The sequence below is a fragment of the Mycobacterium sp. NPDC048908 genome, assembly GCF_043197955.1.
Lineage (GTDB): Bacteria > Actinomycetota > Actinomycetes > Mycobacteriales > Mycobacteriaceae > Mycobacterium.
The window spans coordinates 1-22,806 of sequence record NZ_JBICUE010000024.1; the positions used below are offsets into that span (position 1 = coordinate 1).

The 22,806-nt window shown below is 65.9% G+C and carries 21 protein-coding genes; 12 read left to right on the top strand and 9 right to left on the bottom strand.

What is annotated here, in order from left to right; genetic code table 11:
• Positions 1–138 precede the first annotated feature (138 nt).
• Complete coding sequence (locus tag ACGFK1_RS31405; protein ID WP_393439200.1) at positions 139–1,020, bottom strand: acyl-CoA thioesterase; 882 nt, start codon at positions 1,018–1,020, stop codon at positions 139–141.
• A 48-nt stretch (positions 1,021–1,068) separates the two neighbouring features.
• Between ACGFK1_RS31405 and ACGFK1_RS31410 the strand changes: the two genes are divergently transcribed.
• The 4 genes from ACGFK1_RS31410 to ACGFK1_RS31425 all read left to right on the top strand — a co-directional run bounded on the left by ACGFK1_RS31410 (position 1,069) and on the right by ACGFK1_RS31425 (position 5,424).
• Positions 1,069–1,704, top strand: a complete 636-nt coding sequence (locus tag ACGFK1_RS31410) for a TetR/AcrR family transcriptional regulator (protein ID WP_393439203.1) — start codon at positions 1,069–1,071, stop codon at positions 1,702–1,704.
• A 100-nt stretch (positions 1,705–1,804) separates the two neighbouring features.
• Positions 1,805–3,028 carry an amidohydrolase family protein gene (locus tag ACGFK1_RS31415; RefSeq protein ID WP_393439205.1) on the top strand — a complete coding sequence of 408 codons (1,224 nt, stop codon included), beginning with the start codon at positions 1,805–1,807 and terminating at the stop codon, positions 3,026–3,028.
• 9 nt (positions 3,029–3,037) lie between these two features.
• A complete protein-coding gene (locus ACGFK1_RS31420; RefSeq protein WP_393439208.1) occupies positions 3,038–4,174 on the top strand; it encodes an acyl-CoA dehydrogenase family protein in 1,137 nt (378 codons plus the stop codon).
• On the top strand, positions 4,171–5,424 hold the full coding sequence (locus ACGFK1_RS31425) for an acyl-CoA dehydrogenase family protein (protein ID WP_393439210.1): 1,254 nt from the start codon (positions 4,171–4,173) through the stop codon (positions 5,422–5,424). Before ACGFK1_RS31420 ends, ACGFK1_RS31425 begins: the two co-directional genes overlap by 4 nt.
• Before the next feature lie 74 nt (positions 5,425–5,498).
• Here the strand turns inward: ACGFK1_RS31425 and ACGFK1_RS31430 are convergent, their stop codons facing one another.
• Entirely contained in the window at positions 5,499–6,518 is a 1,020-nt protein-coding gene (locus tag ACGFK1_RS31430; RefSeq protein WP_393439212.1) for an Rv2578c family radical SAM protein, read from the bottom strand.
• Between the two features lie 172 nt (positions 6,519–6,690).
• Between ACGFK1_RS31430 and helR the strand changes: the two genes are divergently transcribed.
• The 3 genes from helR to ACGFK1_RS31445 are packed head-to-tail and all read left to right on the top strand — an operon-like array spanning position 6,691 to position 10,706.
• A complete protein-coding gene (gene helR / locus ACGFK1_RS31435) occupies positions 6,691–8,865 on the top strand; it encodes an RNA polymerase recycling motor ATPase HelR (RefSeq protein ID WP_393439215.1) in 2,175 nt (724 codons plus the stop codon).
• A 45-nt stretch (positions 8,866–8,910) separates the two neighbouring features.
• Positions 8,911–9,795, top strand: coding sequence for a haloalkane dehalogenase (locus tag ACGFK1_RS31440; protein ID WP_393439218.1), 885 nt, complete (start codon positions 8,911–8,913; stop codon positions 9,793–9,795).
• Complete coding sequence (locus ACGFK1_RS31445) at positions 9,792–10,706, top strand: ketopantoate reductase family protein (RefSeq protein WP_393439221.1); 915 nt, start codon at positions 9,792–9,794, stop codon at positions 10,704–10,706. The genes ACGFK1_RS31440 and ACGFK1_RS31445 overlap by 4 nt, the downstream gene beginning before the upstream one ends.
• 12 nt (positions 10,707–10,718) lie before the next feature.
• Here the strand turns inward: ACGFK1_RS31445 and ACGFK1_RS31450 are convergent, their stop codons facing one another.
• A complete protein-coding gene (locus ACGFK1_RS31450; RefSeq protein ID WP_393439353.1) occupies positions 10,719–11,135 on the bottom strand; it encodes a hypothetical protein in 417 nt (138 codons plus the stop codon).
• A gap of 408 nt (positions 11,136–11,543) precedes the next feature.
• Here ACGFK1_RS31450 and ACGFK1_RS31455 point away from each other — a divergent pair, with 408 nt between their 5' ends.
• From ACGFK1_RS31455 to ACGFK1_RS31465, 3 genes are read left to right on the top strand one after another with little or no spacing between them, the layout of a single operon-like run.
• Entirely contained in the window at positions 11,544–12,602 is a 1,059-nt protein-coding gene (locus tag ACGFK1_RS31455) for a catalase family peroxidase (protein WP_393439224.1), read from the top strand.
• Positions 12,599–13,261 (top strand): cytochrome b, encoded by a 663-nt coding sequence (locus tag ACGFK1_RS31460; RefSeq protein WP_393439227.1) that lies wholly within the window; start codon positions 12,599–12,601, stop codon positions 13,259–13,261. The genes ACGFK1_RS31455 and ACGFK1_RS31460 overlap by 4 nt, the downstream gene beginning before the upstream one ends.
• Complete coding sequence (locus ACGFK1_RS31465; protein ID WP_393439229.1) at positions 13,200–13,727, top strand: hypothetical protein; 528 nt, start codon at positions 13,200–13,202, stop codon at positions 13,725–13,727. Before ACGFK1_RS31460 ends, ACGFK1_RS31465 begins: the two co-directional genes overlap by 62 nt.
• 85 nt (positions 13,728–13,812) lie before the next feature.
• Here the strand turns inward: ACGFK1_RS31465 and hisS are convergent, their stop codons facing one another.
• Both hisS and ACGFK1_RS31475 read right to left on the bottom strand, forming a co-directional pair.
• On the bottom strand, positions 13,813–15,078 hold the full coding sequence (hisS, locus tag ACGFK1_RS31470) for a histidine--tRNA ligase (protein WP_393439232.1): 1,266 nt from the start codon (positions 15,076–15,078) through the stop codon (positions 13,813–13,815).
• Entirely contained in the window at positions 15,078–15,764 is a 687-nt protein-coding gene (locus ACGFK1_RS31475; protein WP_393439235.1) for an MBL fold metallo-hydrolase, read from the bottom strand. The genes hisS and ACGFK1_RS31475 overlap by 1 nt, the downstream gene beginning before the upstream one ends.
• Before the next feature lie 106 nt (positions 15,765–15,870).
• Between ACGFK1_RS31475 and ACGFK1_RS31480 the strand changes: the two genes are divergently transcribed.
• Both ACGFK1_RS31480 and ACGFK1_RS31485 read left to right on the top strand, forming a co-directional pair.
• The gene (locus ACGFK1_RS31480; protein WP_393439356.1) at positions 15,871–16,752 is read left to right on the top strand and encodes a peptidylprolyl isomerase; all 882 of its coding nucleotides are present in this window, start codon (positions 15,871–15,873) and stop codon (positions 16,750–16,752) included.
• 9 nt (positions 16,753–16,761) lie between these two features.
• Entirely contained in the window at positions 16,762–17,766 is a 1,005-nt protein-coding gene (locus ACGFK1_RS31485; protein ID WP_393439238.1) for a peptidylprolyl isomerase, read from the top strand.
• A gap of 107 nt (positions 17,767–17,873) precedes the next feature.
• Here the strand turns inward: ACGFK1_RS31485 and ACGFK1_RS31490 are convergent, their stop codons facing one another.
• From ACGFK1_RS31490 to ACGFK1_RS31505, 4 genes are read right to left on the bottom strand one after another with little or no spacing between them, the layout of a single operon-like run.
• Positions 17,874–18,167 carry a DUF4333 domain-containing protein gene (locus tag ACGFK1_RS31490; RefSeq protein ID WP_393439241.1) on the bottom strand — a complete coding sequence of 98 codons (294 nt, stop codon included), beginning with the start codon at positions 18,165–18,167 and terminating at the stop codon, positions 17,874–17,876.
• 53 nt (positions 18,168–18,220) lie between these two features.
• Positions 18,221–20,584: a RelA/SpoT family protein gene (locus ACGFK1_RS31495; protein ID WP_393439243.1), complete on the bottom strand. Its 2,364-nt coding sequence runs from the start codon at positions 20,582–20,584 to the stop codon at positions 18,221–18,223.
• A gap of 45 nt (positions 20,585–20,629) precedes the next feature.
• Positions 20,630–21,154 carry an adenine phosphoribosyltransferase gene (locus ACGFK1_RS31500; RefSeq protein ID WP_393439246.1) on the bottom strand — a complete coding sequence of 175 codons (525 nt, stop codon included), beginning with the start codon at positions 21,152–21,154 and terminating at the stop codon, positions 20,630–20,632.
• Positions 21,151–22,803 (bottom strand): ABC transporter substrate-binding protein, encoded by a 1,653-nt coding sequence (locus ACGFK1_RS31505; RefSeq protein ID WP_393439248.1) that lies wholly within the window; start codon positions 22,801–22,803, stop codon positions 21,151–21,153. Before ACGFK1_RS31505 ends, ACGFK1_RS31500 begins: the two co-directional genes overlap by 4 nt.
• Positions 22,804–22,806 lie beyond the last annotated feature (3 nt).

Here is a 22,806-nt window from a genome sequence, read left to right on the forward strand (position 1 = left end):
CTGGACTGGAAAACACCCGCCGAAGCCCTCGACGAACTACTCTCCAACCCGTCCACACCGACCGCTGTTGCATAGAGCGCTAGAAACCGCCGGCGCATTTCGGGCAGTTTTACGTCTGCTCGCGGGGGAAGTTTCGCGCTACAAACGCGACTGTTCCTTGATCGATGTGTCGGTGGTGCGCAGCGGCCGGATCAACGCGTCCTGGGTGAAGGAGGCGATCAACTCGCCTTCCTCGGTGTGCACCGCACCCCGCACATAGGACATGCCCGCGCCGACCTGGGTGCTCTCATGGCTGTAGAGAAGCCAGCCGTCCCACCGCACCGGTTCGTGAAAGCTCACCGTCACCATCATCGGTGCAGTCGAAACGGTCAGATGTGCCTGGGCGGTGCCGATGCCTGCGTGCGGGCGCATGGTCGTCGAAATGCCAAGATGCCCAGTGAAATACGCGATCAACGCCTTGGCCAGGTCGTCACGCGACGGGATCGGATCGTAATGCACCCAGGCGTACAGCTCTGGCGGGCCGACCTCGTCGGGGCTGTTCACGTCGACGACGTCGACCACTCGCACCTGCCTGCCATCCATCGGCATCGGCGAGACGTTCGCATCGTCGGGCCCCGCGACATCGGGGCGTGGCAGATGGTGCCGGATGACGTCGGCCGTCGGCACGTCGGCCAGCACAGTCACCGTGATGTACCGCTTGCCGTTCTGGTTGGCTGCGACGATCGCCGTTGCGGTGGATCGCCCTTCACTCATCACGTCGATCTCCAACTCGACCGGCCCTGCCCCGACCATCACCGCTCGGGCGAACACCGCGGACGCCGACCGCACCGACTTGTCCGGGAAACGTTTGGCCACCGCGACGATCGCCTGGGCCAGCACCTGGGTCCCCTCCACCACCTGGCGCTCATCCTCGCCGGCAGGCCCGGTGTTGGCGATGAACCGGTTCTCCCCGCGCTGCTGCACGTCGAACAGGTCGAGCAGTCCGGCCACGCTCCACGTCTGCGCTGAGTCTGTCGTCATGGCACGGAACAGTAACCGAGCTTCTGCAAAACCGGTAACGTCATTACCGTGGCGAAGTCCAGTGGACGGACGCCGGACGCGTCCGGCATCGACACCGAGCCTCGGGAACGCCGCTTCATGAGGTCGGCGCTGGCGATTCTCGGCGAGACCGGCCGTACCGACTTCACCGTGCTCGAGGTCGTCGAGCGGTCCAAGACCTCGTTGCGGTCGTTCTACCAACACTTTTCGACCAAGGACGAGTTGCTGCTGGCGTTGATCGACAAGATCATGTCCGAGTCGACGCGCAAGTGGCGTGAGGACACCGCGGGCCTGGCTCCCGACGCGGCGCTGCGGGTGCTCATCGACCGCATCTGCTCGCCGGCCGAAACAACCACCCAAGACAGGGTCAACCGCGGTCTGACCTCCTACAACGACCGCCTGGCCGAGACACTGCCCCGCGAGTATGCGCGTGTGCTCGCGCCGCTGCACGACCTGATCAAAGACATCGTCAACCGCGGTATCGCCGACGGCGCCTTCCGCGGCGGGCCCGACGTCGACGCCACCGCCGCATTGATCATGCAATCGGCGCTCGGCGCGATGCGGTTGCAAGTGCTCGGCGCGGAACTCAACGGCGTTCCCGTCAGCGCCGATGACATCTACACGTTCTGCATCGGCGGCCTGCAAGGCCGCGCCGACCCGGGCTGACCTGCCGGGTACAGGTTCTTGCCCGGGGCGCTGTTTACGCTGGTACAGACGTGGTAATGTCATTACCATTATCAGCCAATGAGACTTCCAGGAGGCGGAAATGGCCCGCAAGCTTCCGTATCCGGTGTTCGACGCCGACAACCACTTCTACGAGCCCAAAGAGGCGCTGACCAAGTTCCTGCCGGACCACCGCAAGAACGTCATCGACTACATCGAGGTCCGCGGCCGCACCAAGATCATGGTCCGCAACCAGGTCAGCGACTACATCCCCAACCCCACGTTCGAAGTCGTCGCGCGCCCAGGCGCGCAGGAGGAATACTTCCGGCACGGCAGCGGCGGCAAGAGCTTCCGCGAGGTGATGGGCAAGCCGATGAAGGCGATTCCGGCGTTCCGCGAGCCCGCCGCGCGACTGGAGGTGATGGATGGGCTCGGGCTCGATTACTCGCTGATGTTCCCGACCCTGGCCAGCCTCGTCGAGGAGCGGATGAAGGACGATCCCGAACTGATCCACGACGTCATCCACGCGCTGAACGAATGGATGTACGAGACATGGCAGTTCAACTACGAGAACCGCATCTTCTCCACCCCGGTGATCACGCTGCCGATCGTCGACCGTGCCCTCGAGGAACTCGAGTGGTGTCTCGAGCGCGGCGCGAAAACCGTACTCGTCCGCCCGGCCCCGGTGCCCGGTATGCGCGGCACGCGGTCCTTCGGCACCGAGGAATTCGACCCATTCTGGGACGCATGCGCCAAGGCTGGGATCCCGGTGTCGATGCACGCGTCGGACTCGGGTTACGCGGAGTACCTCAACGATTGGGAGCCTGCTGACGAGTTCCTGCCGTTCAAGCCGACGGCGTTCCGAATGGTATCGATGGGCAAGCGGCCGATCGAGGACTCGATGGCGGCGCTGGTGTGCCACGGTGCGCTCACCCGCAACCCCGAACTGCGCATTCTGTCGATCGAGAACGGCGCCGACTGGGTGCCCTACCTGTTCAAGCAGTTCGAGAACACCTACAAGAAGATGCCGCAGGCGTTTCCCGAGAACCCGATCGACGCATTCAAACGAGGTGTCTATGTGGCGCCGTTCTGGGAGGACGACTTCGCCAAGATGGCCGATCTGTGCGGGATCGACCGGGTGATCTTCGGATCCGACTGGCCGCATCCCGAAGGCCTGGCCGAGCCTACCCACCTGATCGACGACCTGCAGGGTCTCGACGAGGAGGGACAGCGGAAAGTCATGGGCGGCAACATGATCGACCTGTTCAAAGTCGAGAACAAGATCGTCCACAACCCTGACGTGCCACCGCTCGTCATCCCTGCCTGAACGGATCACATGACCGACGACGCAAATCCAGAACGGTTGCTGTTCGCCTCGACGACGGAGTCGTTCCTGCAGAAGGAAGCCTCGCTGAGCCGGTTGCGGGACCTGTACGCGGCGGGCATCTCCTTCGACGCCGACTGGTGGCGGCGAGCCGCCGAGCTCGGATGGACGAGCCTGCTCGTCGGGGAGGAACTCGGCGGTGGCAGCGTGTCCGGGAACGGAGTGGCCGACTTGGCGCTCGTCGCCGAGCTGGCGGGCAGAACCGTCTGCCCCGGACCGCTGCATCCGGTCAGCACCGTGTTGGCCGGACTCGTCGAGGCGCCCGAAAACCACCAGGAGACAATCGAAGCCCTCGTTTCGGGTGAGGCGGTCGGCTCGTGGGCGGTGTATGAACCTGGTAAGCGGTGGGCGCCGCTGGACGTGTCGGCCACGGCGACGCGCACGGAGAACGGGTACCGGATCGACGGTGTCAAGGATCGCGTCGAAGCGGGACTGCAGAGTGCGGTGCTGATGGTCGTCGCACGATGCGACGGCGAAGTGCGACAGTTCCTGGTTCCGACGGACGCAGTTGGGGTTCGTGTCGAATCGCAGCGGTCCATCGACATGGTCAAAAGTTATGCCCGAGTGCACTTCGACGGCGTCGAGGTCGACAAGTCCGCGGTGGTCGGCTCTGCCGAGCAGACGGCCGGCATGATCGCCCGGCAGAGCCAGATCGCGCAGATGCTGCAGTGCGCGGAGGTGGTCGGCATCCTGGACACCGTGCTGGCCTTCACCATCCAATGGGGATTCGACCGGCATTCGTTCGGCCGTCCGATCGGCTCCTACCAGGCGCTCAAACACAAGTACGCCGATTTGAAAATCGGCTTCGAGTCCTGCCGCGCGACGTCCAACGCCGCGGTCGCACAAGTGGCGTCGCGTTCACCGGGCGCCGAACTCGCGGTCAGTGTCGCGAAATCCTATGTGGGGGAACATTCTCCCGGCATGCTGCAGGACTGCGTCCAATTGCACGGCGGTATCGGTGTGACGTGGGAGCATGACCTGCATCTGTTCCTGCGCCGAGCCACGCTGTACCGCTCGATGTTCGGGACGCCTGAGGAACACAATCTGCGGGTCTACGACCTCACCAGGCAACTGGAGGCCGCCTCGTGACCGAAACGGCATCTGCACCGGCCCAGACGGAATCGGTCGAGGAGTTCGCCGCCCGCGCCCGAGCGTGGCTGGCTGACAACATGCCTCGCATCGATCCTGCCAACCCGCCCGAGCACGACCGCGGCGAAGAGGAGCCGTGGCGCCGCGCTCGTGAACTTCAAAAGAAGCTGCATGCCGGTGGATTCGCCGGGATCTGCTTCCCTCGGGAGTACGGCGGTCTCGGGCTGCCGATCGCCTACCAGAAGGCGTTCGACAATGAATCCCGTAACTACGAGATGCCGGTCATCCTGAACACGCCGACGTTTACCATCTGCGCTGCAACGATTCTCGACACCGCCTCAGAAGAGCAGAAACGTCAGCACATCTCGGCGGTATTGCGCGGGGACGAGGTACTGGTCCAACTGCTGTCCGAACCGAGCGGTGGATCAGATCTGGCCGGCGTGATCACCAGGGCCGACCGGGTCGGCGACAGGTGGGTGATCAACGGCGCGAAGACCTGGAGCACAAGCGCATTCGCGGCCGATTACGGATTGATGTTGGCCCGCACCAACTGGGACGTGCCCAAGCATGAGGGCCTGACGATGTTCCTGGTGCCCATCAACAGCCCCGGCATCACCCTGCGGCGGATCAAGCAGGTCAACGGATCGGTCGAGTTCTGTGAAGAGTTCTTGGACAACCTCGAACTCGGTGACGACGCCGTCGTCGGCGAAGTCAACCAGGGCTGGCACGTGGCATCCAGGCAGCTTCACCACGAGCGACGCGCCGTCGGAGGCGGTTCCCAATTCGCCAGCGGTATAGGCGCCGAAGGCAAATCCGATGTGCCGATCGATTACGTGTCGCTGTTGGCAACGTTGGGGCAGCAGGACAACGAGCGACTGCGTGAACTGGCGGGCCGGGCGCTGGTGCACAGGGCTGTGCGCGACCAGTTGATCGACCACGTCTACCATGGCGTCCTCGCCGGATCGCTGCCGCCCGCAGCGGGTTCGATCATCCGGGTGACCCACGCGGAAATCCACCATCTGGAGATCGACACCGTTTTGGCCATCACGGGCAGTGCGGGGGTGGTCGATGGTGGCGACGACCTGATCCGCTACGGCGACCGTTATCTGTCACGGCAGGCAAGTGCACTCGGCGGGGGCACCACCGAGATTGCGAAAAACATCATCGGCGAACGCATTCTCGGCTTCCCTCGCGAGTACGCCGCCGACCGCGGTGTGCCATTCAACCAGGTGAAGCGCAACAAAACCTGAGGGCCTTTCCTTCGCGAGCAGACGCAGAAAGTTCCGACACGCCGATGATTTGGAACATTCTGCGTCTGCTCGCGCTAGAAGAGTGTGGGCTGCAGGACCTCAGCGGGCGGTGGCGGCGCGGCCTGCTCCGCCGCGCGGAAGGACCGCCGGTCGGGGGCCAACCCGTACTTGGCCACCAGCGGTGCCGCCCGGTCATGCAGCATCTTCCGGTATTCGGACGGCAGATACGCTCCGCGCCTGTACAACTCGCGGTACTCCCGCACGAGCTCGGGATGCGATTTCGCCAACCATCCCATGAACCAGCCGCGCGTCGAACCGCGCAGATGCAAACCGAACACCGTCACACCCGTGGCCCCGGCGGCCGCGATCTGGCGTAGCAGCGAGTCGAGGTGCTCGACCGAATCGGTCAACCGGGGCAGCACCGGCGCGACCATCACGTGGCACCCGAGGCCGGCTTCGCGGATTGCCGAGATGAGCGCCAATCTCGCTTGCGGCGTGGGTGTTCCGGGCTCGACGTCCTTATGCAACTCGGGATCCCCGATCGCCAGCGACACCGCAACGCTGACCTCGACGGTGTCCGCGGCCTGGGTGAGCAACGGCAGATCCCGACGCAGCAGCGTGCCCTTGGTCAGGATGGAGAACGGCGTGCCGGACTCCGCGAGTGCACCGATGATGCCCGGCATCAGCGCGTAGCGGCCCTCGGCGCGTTGATAAGGGTCGGTGTTGGTGCCGAGCGCGACGGTCTCGCGTTGCCACGTCCGGCGGTGCAGCTCGCGCCGCAGCACCTCGGCGACGTTGGTCTTCACCACGACCTGGGTGTCGAAATCGGTGCCGCAGTCGAGATCGAGGTACTCGTGGGTGGGCCGCGCGAAGCAGTACCGGCAGGCGTGCGAACATCCGCGGTAGCCGTTCACGGTGTACCGGAACGGCAGCATCGAGGCTGCGGGCACCTTGTTCAGCGCGGTTTTGCAGAGAATCTCGTGAAACGTCATGCCCTCGAATTGGGGGCTGCGGACGCTGCGCACGAAGCCGATGCGTTGCAAGCCGGGCAGGGCGCCGTCGTCGACGCTGACGCCCTGCCGATCCCACCGCACTCCACCATTCGAACGCTTGTTCGAGATGATGTCAAGGTAATTACTCGTGTGTTTCGGCGTGGTGCCCGTTTCACCGTATAACGCGGGTGGTGGCTTGCGGCAAGACTGGGGTCATGCCGCAGAATCCTCCCCTACCTTCGATAGGGGCCGGATCGAGGCCACAGATCAGGAAATGAGGCACGTGTCCTACGAAGACGAATTGCAGTCCGAGCAGAGTCACCTCGACGGGCTCTATGCGCGGCTCGACGGCGAGCGAACGCGCGTGAAAGACCGCTACCGCGCTGCGCTGCGGGAAGACGGCCTGCCGCTCGTGGAGCGCGACGCCGAGGTCCGCGCGCTGGCGCGAGAGATGAACCGGCTGAACGTCGCCGACCACGCGCTGTGCTTCGGCCGGCTGGACAGCGTCGACGGCGACCCGTCGTACATCGGCCGCATCGGCCTGTTCGATGCCGACAACGACTACGAGCCTGTTCTGTTGGACTGGCGAGCACCGGCGGCGCGGGCGTTCTACGTCGCCACCGCCGCCAATCCGGAGAACATGCGCAGGCGGCGCCAGTTCCACAGTCTCGGGCGCCGGTTGGTCGACTTCACCGACGAGGTGTTCGGCCGCCCCGGTCGCGGCGCGCGCGGAGATGCTGCGCTACTGGCCGCGGTCAACGCCCCGCGCGGCGAGGGCATGCGCGACATCGTCGCGACCATTCAGGCCGAACAGGACGAGATCATCCGACTCGACCATCCCGGCGTACTGGTGATCGAAGGCGGGCCCGGCACCGGCAAGACCGTGGTCGCGCTGCACCGCGTCGCTTACCTGCTCTACACGCAGCGTGAGCACATGGAACGCCACGGAGTGCTGGTGGTCGGCCCGAACGCGGCGTTCCTCAACCACATCGGTCGCGTGCTGCCCTCGCTGGGTGAAACCAACGTTGTGTTCATGACCCCCGGCGACCTGGTGCCCGGTCTGCACGTGACGGCCGAGGACGAACGGTACGTCGCGCAGGTGAAGGGCTCGACGGCAATACTCGACGTGCTCGCCGCGGCGGTGGCCGACAGGCAGCGACTGCCGGACCAGCCGATCCGGATCCCGTTGAAGGATGTCACCATGCGCATCGACGCGGAGATCGCCGAGTGGGCCATCGAGGAGGCGCGCACAAGCGGCCTGCCGCACAACGAGGCCCGCGCGGTGTTCAGCGACATCGTCACGTGGGTTCTCACCGAACGGGCCATCGCGTTGATCGGCCGCGGCTGGCTGACCCGGGAGGACGGCCAGGCGTGGGAGAACATGCGCGCCGATCTCCTCGCCGAACTCACCGAGACCCAGGAGTTCATCGCAGCGCTCGATGAGCTCTGGCCGTTGCTGACGCCCGAGTCTCTGCTGGCGGAGTTGTACGAATCGCCGCACCGGTTGCAGGCCGCAGGCGCCGATCCGGCGTTGCACCGCGCCAAGGGTGATGCGTGGACGGTGTCGGACGTGGCCCTGCTCGACGAGTTGTTCGACCTCTTGGGGCGGGTCAAGCTGCCCGACGACGAAGCCGAACGTGACCGCAAGGCCGACGCCGCGTTCGCCGAGGGTGTGCTGGACCTGATGGTCGGCCGCGAGGATCTGATGGACGACGAGGACCAGCTGCTGGCCACCGACCTCCTCTACGCCGAGGATCTGGCCGACCGCTTCGCCGAACGCGACTACCGAGGACTCGCCGAACGTGCTGCCGCGGACCGGGATTGGACCTACCGGCACGTTGTGGTCGACGAGGCGCAGGAACTGTCGCAGATGCAGTGGCGGGTGCTGATGCGGCGGTGCCCGAACCGGTCCTTCACGATCGTCGGCGATCTCGCACAGCGCCGGGCGGCGGCCGGGGCGACGTCGTGGGACGACGTGCTCGAACCCTATGTGCCAGGCCGCTGGCTGTACCGGCCGCTGTCGGTGAACTACCGCACCCCGGCCGAGATCATGGCGATCGCCGCCGCGCTGCTCGAAGAGTTCGCCCCCGGCGTCCAGCCGCCGGAGTCCGTCCGCGCATCGGGCGCACAGCCGTGGGCCAAGCAGACCAGCGAAGGTGAACTTGCTTCTGCCATCGACGAATTCGTGCAGACCGAGAAGGGACTACCGGGCACCAGTATCGTGATCGGTCCGCCCGGTGTGGCTGGCACGGTGCCCGCGTCGGAGACGAAGGGGTTGGAGTTCGACGCGGTCCTGGTGGTCGAGCCTGAGCGCATTCTCGCCGAGGGACCGCGCGGCGCTGCCGATCTCTACGTCGCCCTCACCCGCGCCACTCAGCGGCTCGGTGTGCTGCACAGCGGCCCGTTGCCGCAGGTGTTAAGTGGCCTGCGGATACCGCATGTGGCCTGATCGCCGCGAAAACCGTTGACAGGAAATCGAATCGAGGAGGTTGCAGTGCCGGGAGCGAACCCCTACGGGCAGTTGCGGTACAAGCAGATCAACGGAAAGCGAATGGCCTACATCGACGAGGGTCAAGGTGACGCGATCGTTTTCCAGCACGGCAACCCGACGTCATCGTACCTGTGGCGCAACGTGATGCCGCATCTGGAAGGACTGGGCCGACTGATCGCCTGCGACCTGATCGGGATGGGCGGCTCGGACAAGCTGGACGATTCCGGACCCGACCGCTACCACTACGCCGAACAGCGCGACTATCTGTTCGCCTTGTGGGACGAACTGGATCTCGGCGACCGGGTGATTCTCGTTCTGCACGACTGGGGTTCGGCGCTCGGCTTCGATTGGGCCAACAGGCACCGCGACCGGGTGGCGGGCATCGCGTACATGGAAGCCGTCGCGATGCCGATCGAGTGGTCGGACTTCCCGGGCCCGATGCGCAGCATATTCCAGGGCTTCCGCTCCCCCGATGGCGAGTCGATGGTGTTGGAGCAGAACATGTTCGTCGAGGCCGTGCTGCCCGCGTCCATCGCGCGTCAGCTCACCGATGAGGAGAAGGCGCACTACCGCGAACCATTCCGCAACGCAGGCGAGGACCGCAAACCGACGCTGACGTGGCCGCGCAACATCCCCATCGAGGGTGAACCCGCCGATGTGGCCGCCACCGTCACGGAATACGGCCAGTGGCTGTCGCAGTGCGACGTGCCCAAGCTGTTCGTCAAGGGCGAACCCGGGGCGTTGATCCGCGGCCGCGCCTTGGACTTCGTGCGCACCTGGCGGAACCAGATCGAGGTGTCCGTGCCAGGCATCCACTTCCTGCAAGAGGACAGCCCCGACGAAATCGGCGCTGCGGTCGCGTCTTTCGTGCGGGCAGTCAGAGCATGACCGTCTTGGTGGTGGGTGCCGGAGCGGGCGGCGGGTACATCGGCGACCGGTTGATTGCCGCGGGTCGCGACGTCACCTTTCTGGTTCACCCGCACACGCTTGCGCGACTGCGCGAGAGCGGTTTACGGCTGCGCCACGACAACGACGTCCGCACCGTCGACGTCAACGCCGTCACCTCCGCCGACTTGAACGGCACATACGACGTCATCGTCGTCGCGGTGCGCGCCAGTGCCGTCGCGTCGGCGATCGACGATGTCCTGCCTGCCGTCGGCCCGGGCACCAGGATCGTGCCGATCGTCAACGGCATCGGTCATCTCTCGCTACTGGCAGCCGCCTTCGGGCGTCGGGCGCTGGGCGCGGCGGCCCGGTTGCACGCATCGTTGGCCGCGGACGGCGTCATCGACGTGGTCACGCCCGGTATCGACATTCAGCTCGGTGCGCTCGACGTCGACGATGCAGACGGCCTGGGACGCACACGGGCCGAACTGGAGGTACCCGACATCGCCGTGGCGGCCCGGGAGGACATCCTCGGTGCCATGTGGGAGAAGTTCGCGTTCATCATGTCGACGGCGGTGCTCACCTGCCTGGCGGGCGCCGAGATAGGACCGATCGCCCGCACCGACGGCGGGGTCGGGTTGGCCCGTCGGGTGCTGACCGAGGTGTCCTCGATCGCGGCCGCAGAGGGTCACCCGCTCACGGACGAGGCCCGCAACGGCTTGGACGCGGTGCTCACGAACCCGTCGTCGATGTTCGGCCCCTCGATGTTCCGCGATCTGCGGGCCGGTCGTCCGATAGAGATCGGCGTCTTCGCAGACCTCGCCGACCATGCCCGCACGCATGACCTCGACACGCCGTTGTTGGACGCGGCCATGGTCGTGGTCGACGTGCACAACCGCCGCGTGTCGCAGTAAGCGGCGGCTACCTCACCACTGTCCGAGCTTGCACTGCAGGTTGTACGGGCCGTCCTGCTGCACGACCACCTGGCCGTCGACGGCGATCTCGCAATGCGGATTCGGCGCGGCCTGGCCGCCATGGGTGGTGCTGCTGACGGTGAAGATCGCCCACTGCGGGTCCGCGAGCGTGGTTTCGAACACCCACGGCGCGCCAGGACCGAGGTTCACGGTCTCCTTCTTCACGAATGAGTAGGCGTCGGCGTTGTAGGCGTCCTTGCTCGGCGGCTGAGCGGTCAGATAGAAGAGGTCGAAATCGGCCGGGCCACCCGTCGTCAGCGTGTACCGCACCTGGTGTCCGGCCGGCTCAGCGCTCGCGATGCCACCACTTACCGCAATACCGGCGGCCGCCACGAGGAGCGCCGCCCCAACCCTTGTCGCTGTTCGCATGTCCGTCACATCGCCGCACGGTACCGGATCGTTACATCAGCGCCCCCGCAGCTACGTCTAGCTCGGCGAACGGCAAATGACGTGGGGTGGGCCGACAGGTTAATCCTTTCGTCACACGCTTGTCGCCGTCCCTTGGCAAGGAGATCCACCCCGCCCGCAGCACCGGCACCACGACGCACCTGCAAGGTGCCGTGGGCCACCCGCGCCCACGCCAGCGAGACGTCGTCACCGGATCGCTCGTCATGCCAGTACCGCCGATCCGGGCCCCCATCCCGATGCACCGAGAATAGGACGTTGCCGACCCAGCGGCGGGCGTTATTGACGCATTGTCAACTTCGGCGATAGAACTCCAATGTGACTTGGCTCACAGTATTGAACCGTTCTGCAGGCGCACGCGTTTAGCGGGTAGTGACCCAACTGAGCCGCCGTTCGGTTCTTCTCGGTATCGGCGCAGTCGGCGCATTCTTGGCCGTTGACCTGGGCGCCGTCGCATACGCCAACAATTGGATCGGTCCGCGTGCCGCGCTGACCCGCGAGACCTTCATGGACGGTTTCCGTAAGGTATTCGGCTTTCATCCGGGGTTTCGGCGGAATCACGCCAAGGGCGTCGTCGTCACCGGTCACTTCGACAGCAACGGCAGCGGACGCCAACTGTCGAAGGCGGCGGTTTTCGCGCGCGGACAAACGCCGGTGATCGGACGGTTCTCACTGAGCGGTGGGAACCCCATGATGGCGGATGCACCTGGGGCGGCCCGCGGTCTTGGCCTGGCCTTCACCTTCCCGGACGCCACCCAGTGGCGGATGGCGCTACTGAATCTGCCGGTGTTCCCTGATAATTCGGCGCAGGGTTTCTACGACCGATTGTTTGCGTCCAAGAACGACCCGGCAACGGGAAAGCCCGACCCGAAGGCGATGGCGGCGTTCGAGACGGCGCATCCTGAGTCGGCTGCTGCCATGGCGATCATCAAGCAGCATCCGCCGACCCCCGGCTTCGCTGACAGCACCTTCGGCAGCCTCATCACCTTCTTCTTCGTCGACGACGGCGGCAGGCGGACGCCGGTGCGGTGGGCCTTCGTGCCGATGCAGGCGGCGTTGCCGCCGCATCCGGGGACCACCAACTCGCTGTTCGACGCGCTCGTCCGGCAGCTGAAAAGCGGGCCGCTGCAGTGGCGGCTGATCCTGACGATCGGCCAGCCGAACGATCCGGTCACCGACGCCACACTGCCGTGGCCCGCTGACCGTCGAACCATCGATGCGGGAGTGCTCACTTTGACGACGATCGAGACCGAGGCAGCCGGGAACGCCCGCGACGTCAACTTCGATCCACTGGTGTTGCCGGACGGCATCGAGCCGTCTGACGACCCGCTGCTGAGTGCGCGGTCCGCGGTGTACGCGGCGTCCTATCGGGCGCGGTCCGGTGAACCGAAGACAGCGTCCGCCGTTCAGGTCGACGAGGTCGCACAGTGACGGCGCAGGCGCGATACCCGCTGCGTACGCGGATCCTGCACTGGCTGACAGCGCTGCTGGTGTTCAGCATGCTGCTGATCGGGTTCGTCATGGTCAACTCGATCGGCGCGTACGCGGCGTTGCGCGCCATCCACATGACCCTCGGTGTGACCGTCCTCGTCATCGTCATCGTCCGAGTCGCCAACAGGTTCACCCACCGTGCGCCGAAGCTGCCCGACACGGTGGGTTGGCTCGAGCACAAGATGGTCGTCGGGTCGGAGTTGACGCTGTACGCGCTGCTGCTGGCGCAACCGCTGGTCGGATGGGCGATGGTGTCGGCGACCGGCAAGCCCGTTGACGTGTTCGGGTCACTGCATCTGCCGCGAATAGCCCCATTCGACGCCAACCTCTATTTCGTTCTTCGCCAGACACATTCGCTGCTGGCATACGTGTTGGTGGTGGTGATCGCCGCACATGTCAGCGCGGTACTGCTGCACACGCTGACGTTGCGCGACGGCATGCTGTCGCGGATGGCATTTTCGCTTCGCCGCAAGGACACCCCTACCGACTCTGCGAATCCGCCCACGCCCGCGGCTGCGGACATGCAGTCTGCTCTGGGTGAGCACACCACAGTCACCGCAAACGCTGGCCGACACGGGCGGCCTCGTCGTCACCGATGACGGCCGTCGCGTACTCGTCTTCGACCGCTGCACGGGCGCGCTGACCGTATTTACTTTCGTGCTCGCTGTGCTCGCTGTCGTGGTCGGCGGCTTTGGCATCGTCACCCTCGTTTCGGGTGTGCCGTCGACGGCGCTGGGTGCGGCGTTCGTGGTCGTGGCCCTCGGCATCGCGGCGACGACGTACGCCGTGGTCCGCAAGATTCGCGGCCGCCGCAGCCAACCGCTGCATCAATGCCGCCCGGTCGCCGTCATCGACCGCAAGCTCGGATTGTTCAGCTACGGCGGTGGTGCCGTCGTCTCACTGGATCAGGTGCGCTTCGCGCGCAGAATGCAAATCGGTTCGAGCTCACCGAAACTCGTCGCGTTGACGGCCGGTGGCACCCATGTTCTCAAACGCGGCAATCCGTTCGACGGCGGCATCGGCAACATCGACGAAGTGTTGGCCGCCGCCGTGCGGCAAGGCTGAATCCGGCCTCGTCCGCGAGCAACCGCGTTTGCACGCCGCGTGACGGCGTGTCGGCGTACAGACGCGGTCACTCGCCGGAGAGAGATCAGGCGCGGCTCAGCCGGGACAGCACTTCGGACAGCACGGCGTCGACGGGGATGTCGACCTGCTCACCGGTCGCCAGGTTCTTCACCCCGACCGTGCCGGCCTCGATGTCACGGTCACCGGCCACCAACGCGATGGACGCACCAGAGCGATCGGCGGCGCGCATGGAGCCCTTGATGCCGCGGTCGCCGTAGGCCAGATCGACGCGCACCCCGGCAGCCCGCAACCTGGCGGCCAGCACACCGAGTGTGAGCTTGGCCGCCTCCCCAAGTGGCACCCCGAACACATCGACGCGGGTGGTGCCGCCGACCGTCTTGCCCTCTGCCTTGAGCGCCAGCAGCGTCCGATCGACACCGAGACCAAAACCGATGCCGGACAGATCTTTTCCGCCGAGCTGGCTCATCAGCCCGTCGTAGCGGCCGCCGCCACCGATGCCCGACTGCGCGCCGAGCCCGTCGTGGACGAACTCGAACGTCGTCTTCGTGTAGTAGTCCAGTCCCCGCACCATGCGTGGGTTGATCACATAGGGCACACCCAACGCGTCGAGATGCGCGAGCACCGTGTCGAAGTGCTGCTTGGCCACATCGGAGAGGTGGTCCAGCATCACCGGCGCGTCGGCGGTCATCTCGCGCATCTTGGGGCGCTTGTCGTCGAGCACCCGCAGCGGGTTGATCTCGGCGCGCCGACGAGTTTCCTCGTCCAGGTCGAGCTTGAACAGGAAGTCCTGCAACAGTTCCCGGTACTGCGGTCGGCAGGTGTCGTCGCCAAGCGACGTGATCTCCAGCCGAAACCCGTCGAGCCCAAGCGAGCGGAAGCCGGCGTCGGCGACGGCGATCACCTCGGCGTCCAGCGCGGGGTCATCGACGCCGATCGCCTCGACGCCGACCTGCTGCAGCTGCCGGTAGCGGCCGGCCTGCGGGCGCTCGTAGCGGAAGAACGGCCCGGCGTAGCAGAGCTTCACCGGCAGCGGCCCGCGGTCCAGGCCGTGCTCGATGACCGCGCGCATCACCCCCGCGGTGCCCTCCGGTCGCAGCGTCACCGACCGATCGCCGCGGTCGGCGAAGGTGTACATCTCCTTGGACACCACGTCGGTGGATTCACCGACGCCGCGCGCGAACAGCGCGGTGTCCTCGAAGATGGGCAGTTCGATGTCGCCGTAGCCTGCGCGCCGGGCGGCGTCGAGCAGGCCGTCGCGCACACCCACGAACTGCGCCGAATCGGGCGGCAAGTAGTCCGGGACGCCCTTGGGCGCCTGAAAATCGCTCACTAGCTCAAGCCTTCGAGGAACGGGTTGGTGCGGCGTTCGGCGCCGATCGTGGTCTTTTCACCGTGTCCAGGTAGTACCACGGTGTCGTCGTCGAGCACCAACAGTTTTGTCACGATGGAGTCGAGGAGCTCGCGGCCGCTGCCGCCGGGCAGATCGGTCCGGCCCACCGACTGGCGGAACAGGGTGTCGCCGCTGAAGATCAGAGAGCCGGGGCCCCGCCCAATACCTTCGTCGACCCGGAACACCACGGAGCCTCGGGTGTGGCCTGGCGTGTGGTCGACGGTGACGGTCACATCACCCACATCTACCTTGTCCCCGTCGCGGTCCAGCTCAACGAGCTGTTTGGGTTCCCGGAACATGGCGCCGAAGGCGGAGCGGGCGATGCCGGCAATAAAACCGAGCCCGAAGTCCTTGATCGGGTCGGTCAGCATGAACCGGTCCTCGGGGTGGATGTAGGCCGGGCAGCCGTACATATCCGCCACCTTCTGCGCGGACCAGATGTGGTCGATGTGGCCGTGGGTCAGCATCACCGCCGCCGGCGTCAGGTGGTTGTCGTCGAGAATCTGCCGCAGCCTCCCCATCGCCCGTTGCCCCGGGTCGACGATGATCGCGTCGGCGCCGGCCTTGGCGGCCAGCACGTAGCAATTGCACGCCAACATGCCTGCCGGGAAGCCGGTGATCAACACGGCGTCCAGTGTCCCATTTCCTGTTCACGAGGGTCGCGACCCCCGCATTCAGCAATTGCTGGCACACTCGTTGCCGACCGAGCAGATCATGAGGAGGACAGCGGCGGTGCCGACCAACGAACAACGGCGGGCAACAGCGAAGCGCAAACTGGAGCGTCAGCTCGAGCGCCGAGCCGCGAAGGAACGCAGACGCCGCATCTACACGATCGCCGGGTCGGCGGTCGCGGCGATCGTCGTGATCGGCGCCATCGTGGCCACCATCGTCGTCACCAACAAGGACTCCGGCAGCCAGACCGCGTCCGCGGCGACGACGACCTCGGCCGCACCCACCAGCGCGGCTCCTGCGGCGCCGGGCGAACTGCCCCCCTTCGTCGCGCCGGCCAACCTCGGCGCCAACTGCCAATACCCGGCGACCCAGGCCAAGGCCACCAAGCCGACCCAGCCCCCACGCACCGGAAAGGTGCCCACCGATCCGGCGCAGGTCAGCGCCAGCATGTCGACCAATCAAGGCAACCTCGGGCTGCAGTTGGACAACGCGAAGTCGCCGTGCACCGTCAACAGCTTCGCGAGCCTGGCCCAGCAGGGATACTTCAACGACACCCCCTGCCACCGGCTGACCACCTCTCCGGGGCTGGCCGTGCTGCAGTGCGGCGACCCCACAGGGCAAGGCACCGGCGGGCCCGGCTACCAGTTCGACAACGAATACCCGACCAACCAGTTCCAGCCCGACGACCCGAAGCTGCAGGAACCGGTGAAGTATCCGCGCGGCACGCTGGCAATGGCCAACGCGGGTCCTGGCACCAACGGCAGCCAGTTCTTCCTGGTTTACCAGGACTCGCAGCTGCCGCCCAACTACACGGTGTTCGGCACCATCGACCAGACCGGGCTGGCCACGCTGGACAAGATCGCCGCAGCGGGCACCGCAGACGGTGGCCAGGACGGTAAGCCTAAGGACGACGTGACGATCAAGTCGATCCTGCTGGACTGACGTCGGGGCATGACCACTCCGCCGCCGTACGGCGCGTATCCACCGGCCCCGTCCGGCGGCTATCCGGGGTATTACGGTTATCCCCCGGCGCCGCCGACCAACGGGCTGGCCATCGCCTCGCTGGTGTGCGCGTTCCTGTTCGCCCCGCTGGGCATCGTGTTCGGCCACCTGTCGCTGTCGCAGATCCGCAGGACCGGCGAGGAGGGTCGCGGGCTGGCCGTCGCCGGGCTGGTGATCGGCTATCTGATCACGGTGCTCACCGTGTTGGTGGTGGCGTTGAGCGCGTTGTTCCTCGTCCGGATCTCGCGTGAGCTCGAGTCGTTGGACGGGTTGACCTCCGATTACCCGGGCATCACCGCCAGCCCGTCACCGGCCGAGCGAAACCTGCCGCCGTTCACCCCGAGCAAGACGCTCGGCTCGAATTGCCAGTATCCGGCGACCACCGAACCGGCAAGCAAGCCGGTACGCCCACCCCAAAACGGCCGCATTGCAACGGATCCCGCGACATTGCGCGCCAACCTCACCGCCACCCAAGGCAGCATCGGCCTGGAATTGCACACCAGCCAGGCGCCGTGCACGGTCAACAACTTCACCAGCCTGGCCAGGCAGGGCTTCTTCGACAACACCAGGTGCCACCGGTTGACCACGTCGGACACCGTCGGTGTGCTGCAGTGCGGCGACCCCACGGGCAGCGGCACGGGCGGGCCAGGCTACCGGTTCCCGAACGAGTACCCGACGAACCAGTACCGGCTGGCCGATCCAGCGCTGAAAATCCCCGTGGTCTATCCGCGCGGCACACTGGCCATGGCCAATTCCGGGCCGGGGACCAACGGCAGCCAATTCTTGTTGGTGTACAAGGACTCTCAGCTCCCGCCGACCTACACGGTGTTCGGCACCATCGACAGCGCCGGGTTGGCGACACTGGAGAAGGTCGCGGCGGCCGGGGTGGCAGACGGAACCGAGGACGGTAAGCCGGTTGCCGACGTGACGATCAGGTCAGCGCGGATCGGTTAGCACCGCGTGGGCGCACCGCGCACGCCGAGCAGACGCAGAAACGTGTGAAATTGGCGTCCCGAGCACGTTTCTATGTCTGCTCGCGCGAGGACTGAGCAAGCACCGAGCTATTTGGTCGGTGCGGTCTTGATGTAGAACTCGACGTCGTCACCCTGGACCTTGGTGACCTTCATCCGGGCGGTGTACTCCTTGCCCTCGGGCCCGGTGAAGTGGCATTCGAACTGCTTGCCGACCTCGGCGTCGACGCCCGACGGACACTTCACGTCGGTGGGCTTGAATCCGGTCTGCTTCGACACCAGATCGACGACGGAGTTCGCCGCCCCGTCAGGCTTGATCGTCGAACTACACGCGGCCGACGCCATCGCCAGCGAAGCCATCAGCACCACCCAAGCCAAACGCACCGCCGCAGTATTACAGACAAGGCAATTGAATGGTCAAATTTTGCGTCGTGAAATCACGCCGCAGAAGTGACCCGGTAGACGTCGTAGACGCCCTCCACGTTGCGCACCACGTTGAGCACGTGGCCAAGGTGCTTCGGATCACCCATCTCGAAGGTGAACCGGCTGATGGCCACGCGGTCGTTGGACGTGGTCACCGATGCGGACAAGATGTTGACCTTCTCGTCGGCCAGCACGCGCGTGACATCGGAGAGCAATCGGTGTCGGTCGAGCGCCTCGACCTGGATGGCCACCAGGAACACCGACGACGGTGACGGCGCCCAGTTCACGTCGATGATTCGCTCCGACTGTTCTTGCAGGGACGCGGCGTTCGTGCAGTCCGTGCGGTGCACGCTGACGCCACCTCCGCGGGTGACGAAGCCCATGATGTTGTCGCCTGGGACCGGTGTGCAGCACTTGGCCAGCTTCGTCAGCACCCCCGGCGCACCCGGCACCGCAACGCCGACGTCGTCGTTGGTGCGCTGCCGCACCGGCATGGTTGCGGGTGTGGAGCGTTCGGCGAGCTCGTCGGCGGCCTCGTCGTCACCACCGAGTTGGGCCACCAGACGCTGCACGACGTGCCGCGCCGAGACGTGTCCCTCTCCCACCGCGGTATAGAGCGCCGAGACGTCGGTGTAGCGCAGTTCGCGGGCCAGCGCAGCCATCGACTCGGCATTCATCAAGCGCTGCAACGGAAGTCCGCTGCGACGCACCTCGCGTGCGATCGCATCCTTACCGGACTCCAGCGCCTCTTCGCGACGTTCCTTGGCGAACCACTGCCGGATCTTGGCTTTCGCGCGAGGCGATACGACGAATGTCTGCCAGTCCCGCGACGGCCCGGCGTTCGGCGCCTTCGAGGTGAAAACCTCGACCACTTCTCCGTTTTCGAGCTTGCGCTCCAGCGCCACCAATCTGCCGTTGACCCTGGCGCCGATGCAGCGATGGCCAACCTCGGTGTGCACCGCGTACGCGAAGTCGACGGGAGTGGAACCCGTTGGCAGTGTGATCAGATCGCCCTTCGGGGTGAACACGAAGATCTCTTGTACCGCAAGGTCGTAGCGAAGAGCCTCGAGGAACTCGCCGGGATCCGCGGCCTCCCGTTGCCAGTCGAGCAGTTGGCGCATCCACGCCATGTCGTCGATCTCGGCGGCGGCATGCGGATGGGGTGCGTTGCGCCCCTTGGTCTCCTTGTACCGCCAGTGCGCGGCGATGCCATACTCCGCGGTGTTGTGCATGTCCTTGGTGCGGATCTGCACCTCCAGCGGCTTGCCTTCGGGTCCCACAACGGTGGTGTGCAGTGACTGGTAGACGCCGAACCGGGGTTGGGCGATGTAGTCCTTGAACCGTCCTGGCATGGGCTGCCACAGCGAGTGCACCACGCCCACCGCGGCATAACAGTCGCGGATCTCGTCGCAGAGGATCCGCACCCCGACCAGATCGTGAATGTCGTCGAAGTCGCGACCCTTGACGATCATCTTCTGATAGATCGACCAGTAGTGCTTGGGCCTGCCCTCCACGGTCGCGTTGATCTTCGACGCGGTCAGCGTGTTGACGATCTCATCGCGGACCTTGGCCAGATAGGTGTCACGCGACGGCGCCCGGTCGGCCACCAACCGGACGATCTCCTCGTACTTCTTGGGGTGCAAAATCGCGAACGACAGGTCCTCGAGCTCCCACTTGACCGTCGCCATACCCAGCCGATGTGCCAGCGGCGCAATCACTTCCAGCGTCTCACGGGCTTTTCGCGCCTGCTTCTCCGGCGGCAGGAAACGCATGGTCCGCATGTTGTGCAGCCGGTCGGCGACCTTGATCACAAGCACCCGGCCGTCACGGGCCATCGCGATGATCATCTTGCGGATCGTCTCGGCGTCGGCCGCGGTGCCCAGCGCCACCTTGTCCAGCTTGGTGACGCCGTCAACCAGATGGGCGACCTCCTCGCCGAAGTCGGCGGTCAGCTGTTCCATCGTGTAGCCGGTGTCCTCGACCGTGTCGTGCAGCAGCGCGGCCACCAACGTCGTGGTGTCCATGCCCAACTCGGCCAGGATGTTCGCAACAGCCAGCGGATGGGTGATGTACGGATCGCCTGAGCGCCGCATCTGGTCGGCGTGCCGCTGCTCGGCCACCTCGTAGGCCTTCTGCAGCAAGGTCAGATTGGCTTTCGGCACGAAACTCTTGTGCACCGCGACCAGCGGCTCCAGCACCGGGTTGACGGCGCTGCGCTGGGCGGTCATCCGACGGGCCAGCCTGGCCCTCACCCGCCGCGAGGCGCTGGTCGACGTCTTCTCGTCGCGTCCGCGCGGAATCTCGATCGGCTGGGTCTCGGGCAACGAAGCCCCAGGAGGTGCCTGCACGGCCTGTCCCGTGCCGGGATCGTCAGCCATGCTCACCTCCTATGTGCTCATCGAGCCAGACTTCGAGGATATCCCTCACACCGTGTGCAAGCTGCGCACTGGCAGCGGTTTGAGCAGGTCGCGACCCCCGAGCGCGGCCAGTTCCAGTATCACCGCGGCCCCAGTCACCGTCGCCCCGGCGTGCCGGAGCAGCTTCGCGGTGGCGGCCACCGTCCCGCCAGTGGCTAAAACGTCGTCGATGATCGCGATGTTCCGGCCTGCCAGTTCGATGCCTTCGGCGGGAACCTCCAGCGTGGCGGTGCCGTACTCCAGGTTGTAGGTTTCGCCGATCACCGGCGGCGGCAGTTTGCCGCCCTTGCGGACGGCGAGCACCCCGATACCCAGCTTGATCGCGACGGCGCCGCCCAGCAGGAAGCCGCGGGCGTCCACCCCGGCCACCAGGTCGGCACCCCGTGAAATGTCCGCCAGCGCATCGGACACGGCGTCCAGGCCGCGCGCGTCAGCGAGCACCGGCGTGAGGTCTTTGAACTGGATGCCCGGCTCCGGGAAGTCGGCTACTTCCCGGGTCAGCGAGGCGACCAGTTCGGAAATCTCGGTCATGACCCCAGCATCCAACGGTCCATATTCCACCCCGCGCCCCACCGAGTCGGATTGCCACTCACGGCGTACATCTTCTTCGAAGTCAACAGCGTCCGCTGCTGGCGGTACAGCGGCAGCGTCGGCATGTCGGCCCACAGGATCGAGCCGCCCTCACCGAGCAGTCGGGCGACTTCCTTCGGGTCGGATGTCACCGCGATCGACGCGATGATGCCGTCGATGCGCTCGTTGCTGTAGCCCGACAGGTTGTTGCCGTTTCCGGTGTGCAGGTCATAGGCGTCCATCGCCGACGAACCCGTCGACCCACTGCCTGCGGCGCCGCCGGTGCTCGCGATCAGCACGTCGATCTTGTTGTCCCGCAGACTCACTGGGCCGATGGTGTCGGCCGCGGCGTCCTGAACTGTGATTCCGGCGGGGGCGCATGCCTTCGCGATGGCGCCGACCGCCGCGGCGAGCCGGGCATTCGGGCTTTGGTATCCGATCCGCACGGTCAGTGGCTGGTTGATTGCGGCGCGGGCGGCGTCGGCGTTGGCGACCGCGAACTGTCCTGCCTCCACAGCCCCTTCTGCGGGACTGAACGCATCCTCGGACGCCGGATTCAGCCGCGAATTGGCGACGGGCACCGATGCGTTCTTGGCGATCATGTCGCGCGGCGTGCACATGGCCAACGCGCGACGGGCGGGCACCGCCGCCATCGGGCCCTGCGGCGCGAAGATGAGCTGTTCGATGCCGGCCGACGGCGAGTCCGAGCGCACATAGTCGTCTGGCAGGTTCAAGGTCCCCGACGAGCCCGCCGCCACGTCGACGACGTCGTAGACGCCTTGATTGATCTTGTCCTGGATGTCGGCGCCGCGGGGCCACACGGTGATCTTCTTGGTGACGGCCTTGGCGCCCCACCATTTGTCGTTGGCGGCAAGGACGACTGAGCCGTCTTTGTTGACCGACTCGAGCTTGTAGGGGCCCGAGGCCGGGAACCGTTTGGCGTCGAAATTGTCGGCATCGAGGTTCCAGGTGTTGTTCCACACCTGTGCGATCCGTTCGACCATCGGGCCGTCGTTGCTCAAGAGAGCCGAGGTGACGCCCCCATCCCCTAGGCCGAGTTCGTCGGCGATGACGTGCGACGGCATCATCGACGTCGCGGCGAACAACTGGCCGAAGTCGACGAAACCCCGGTCCTGGGCGAACGTCACGCGCGCCTTTTTCTGGCCCGGCGTGCAGTCCACCCGCGCGATGTCGCTGTATCCGGCGCGGTTGGCTGCGTCGAAGCCGGGCAGTCGGCCGGACTGCGACGACCATGCCAGCACCATGTCGTCGCAGGTGATCGGTTTGCCGTCCGAATACACCGCGTTGGCATTGATCTCGTAATCGAGCACCAGTGGGGCGCGGCCGACCACCGAGACGGTGCCGAAGTCGTGGTCGCCGATGATCTGCCCGTCGGGCCCGTGGTAGTTGAAGCCCGTCAGCACCCTCGCGAAGGCCTGCGGTCCACCCGAGGCCGCACCCGCGACGGTGTTGGTGTTGTAGGTGACCAGCATGCCGTCCACTGCGTAGTTGATGCTGTCGGCGCTGCCTGCCCCGCATCCTGACAGACCCAGCGCGCCAACCAACGACAGCACGGCCGCCGCGATGACGCTTCGGCTCCGGACTGGCATCGG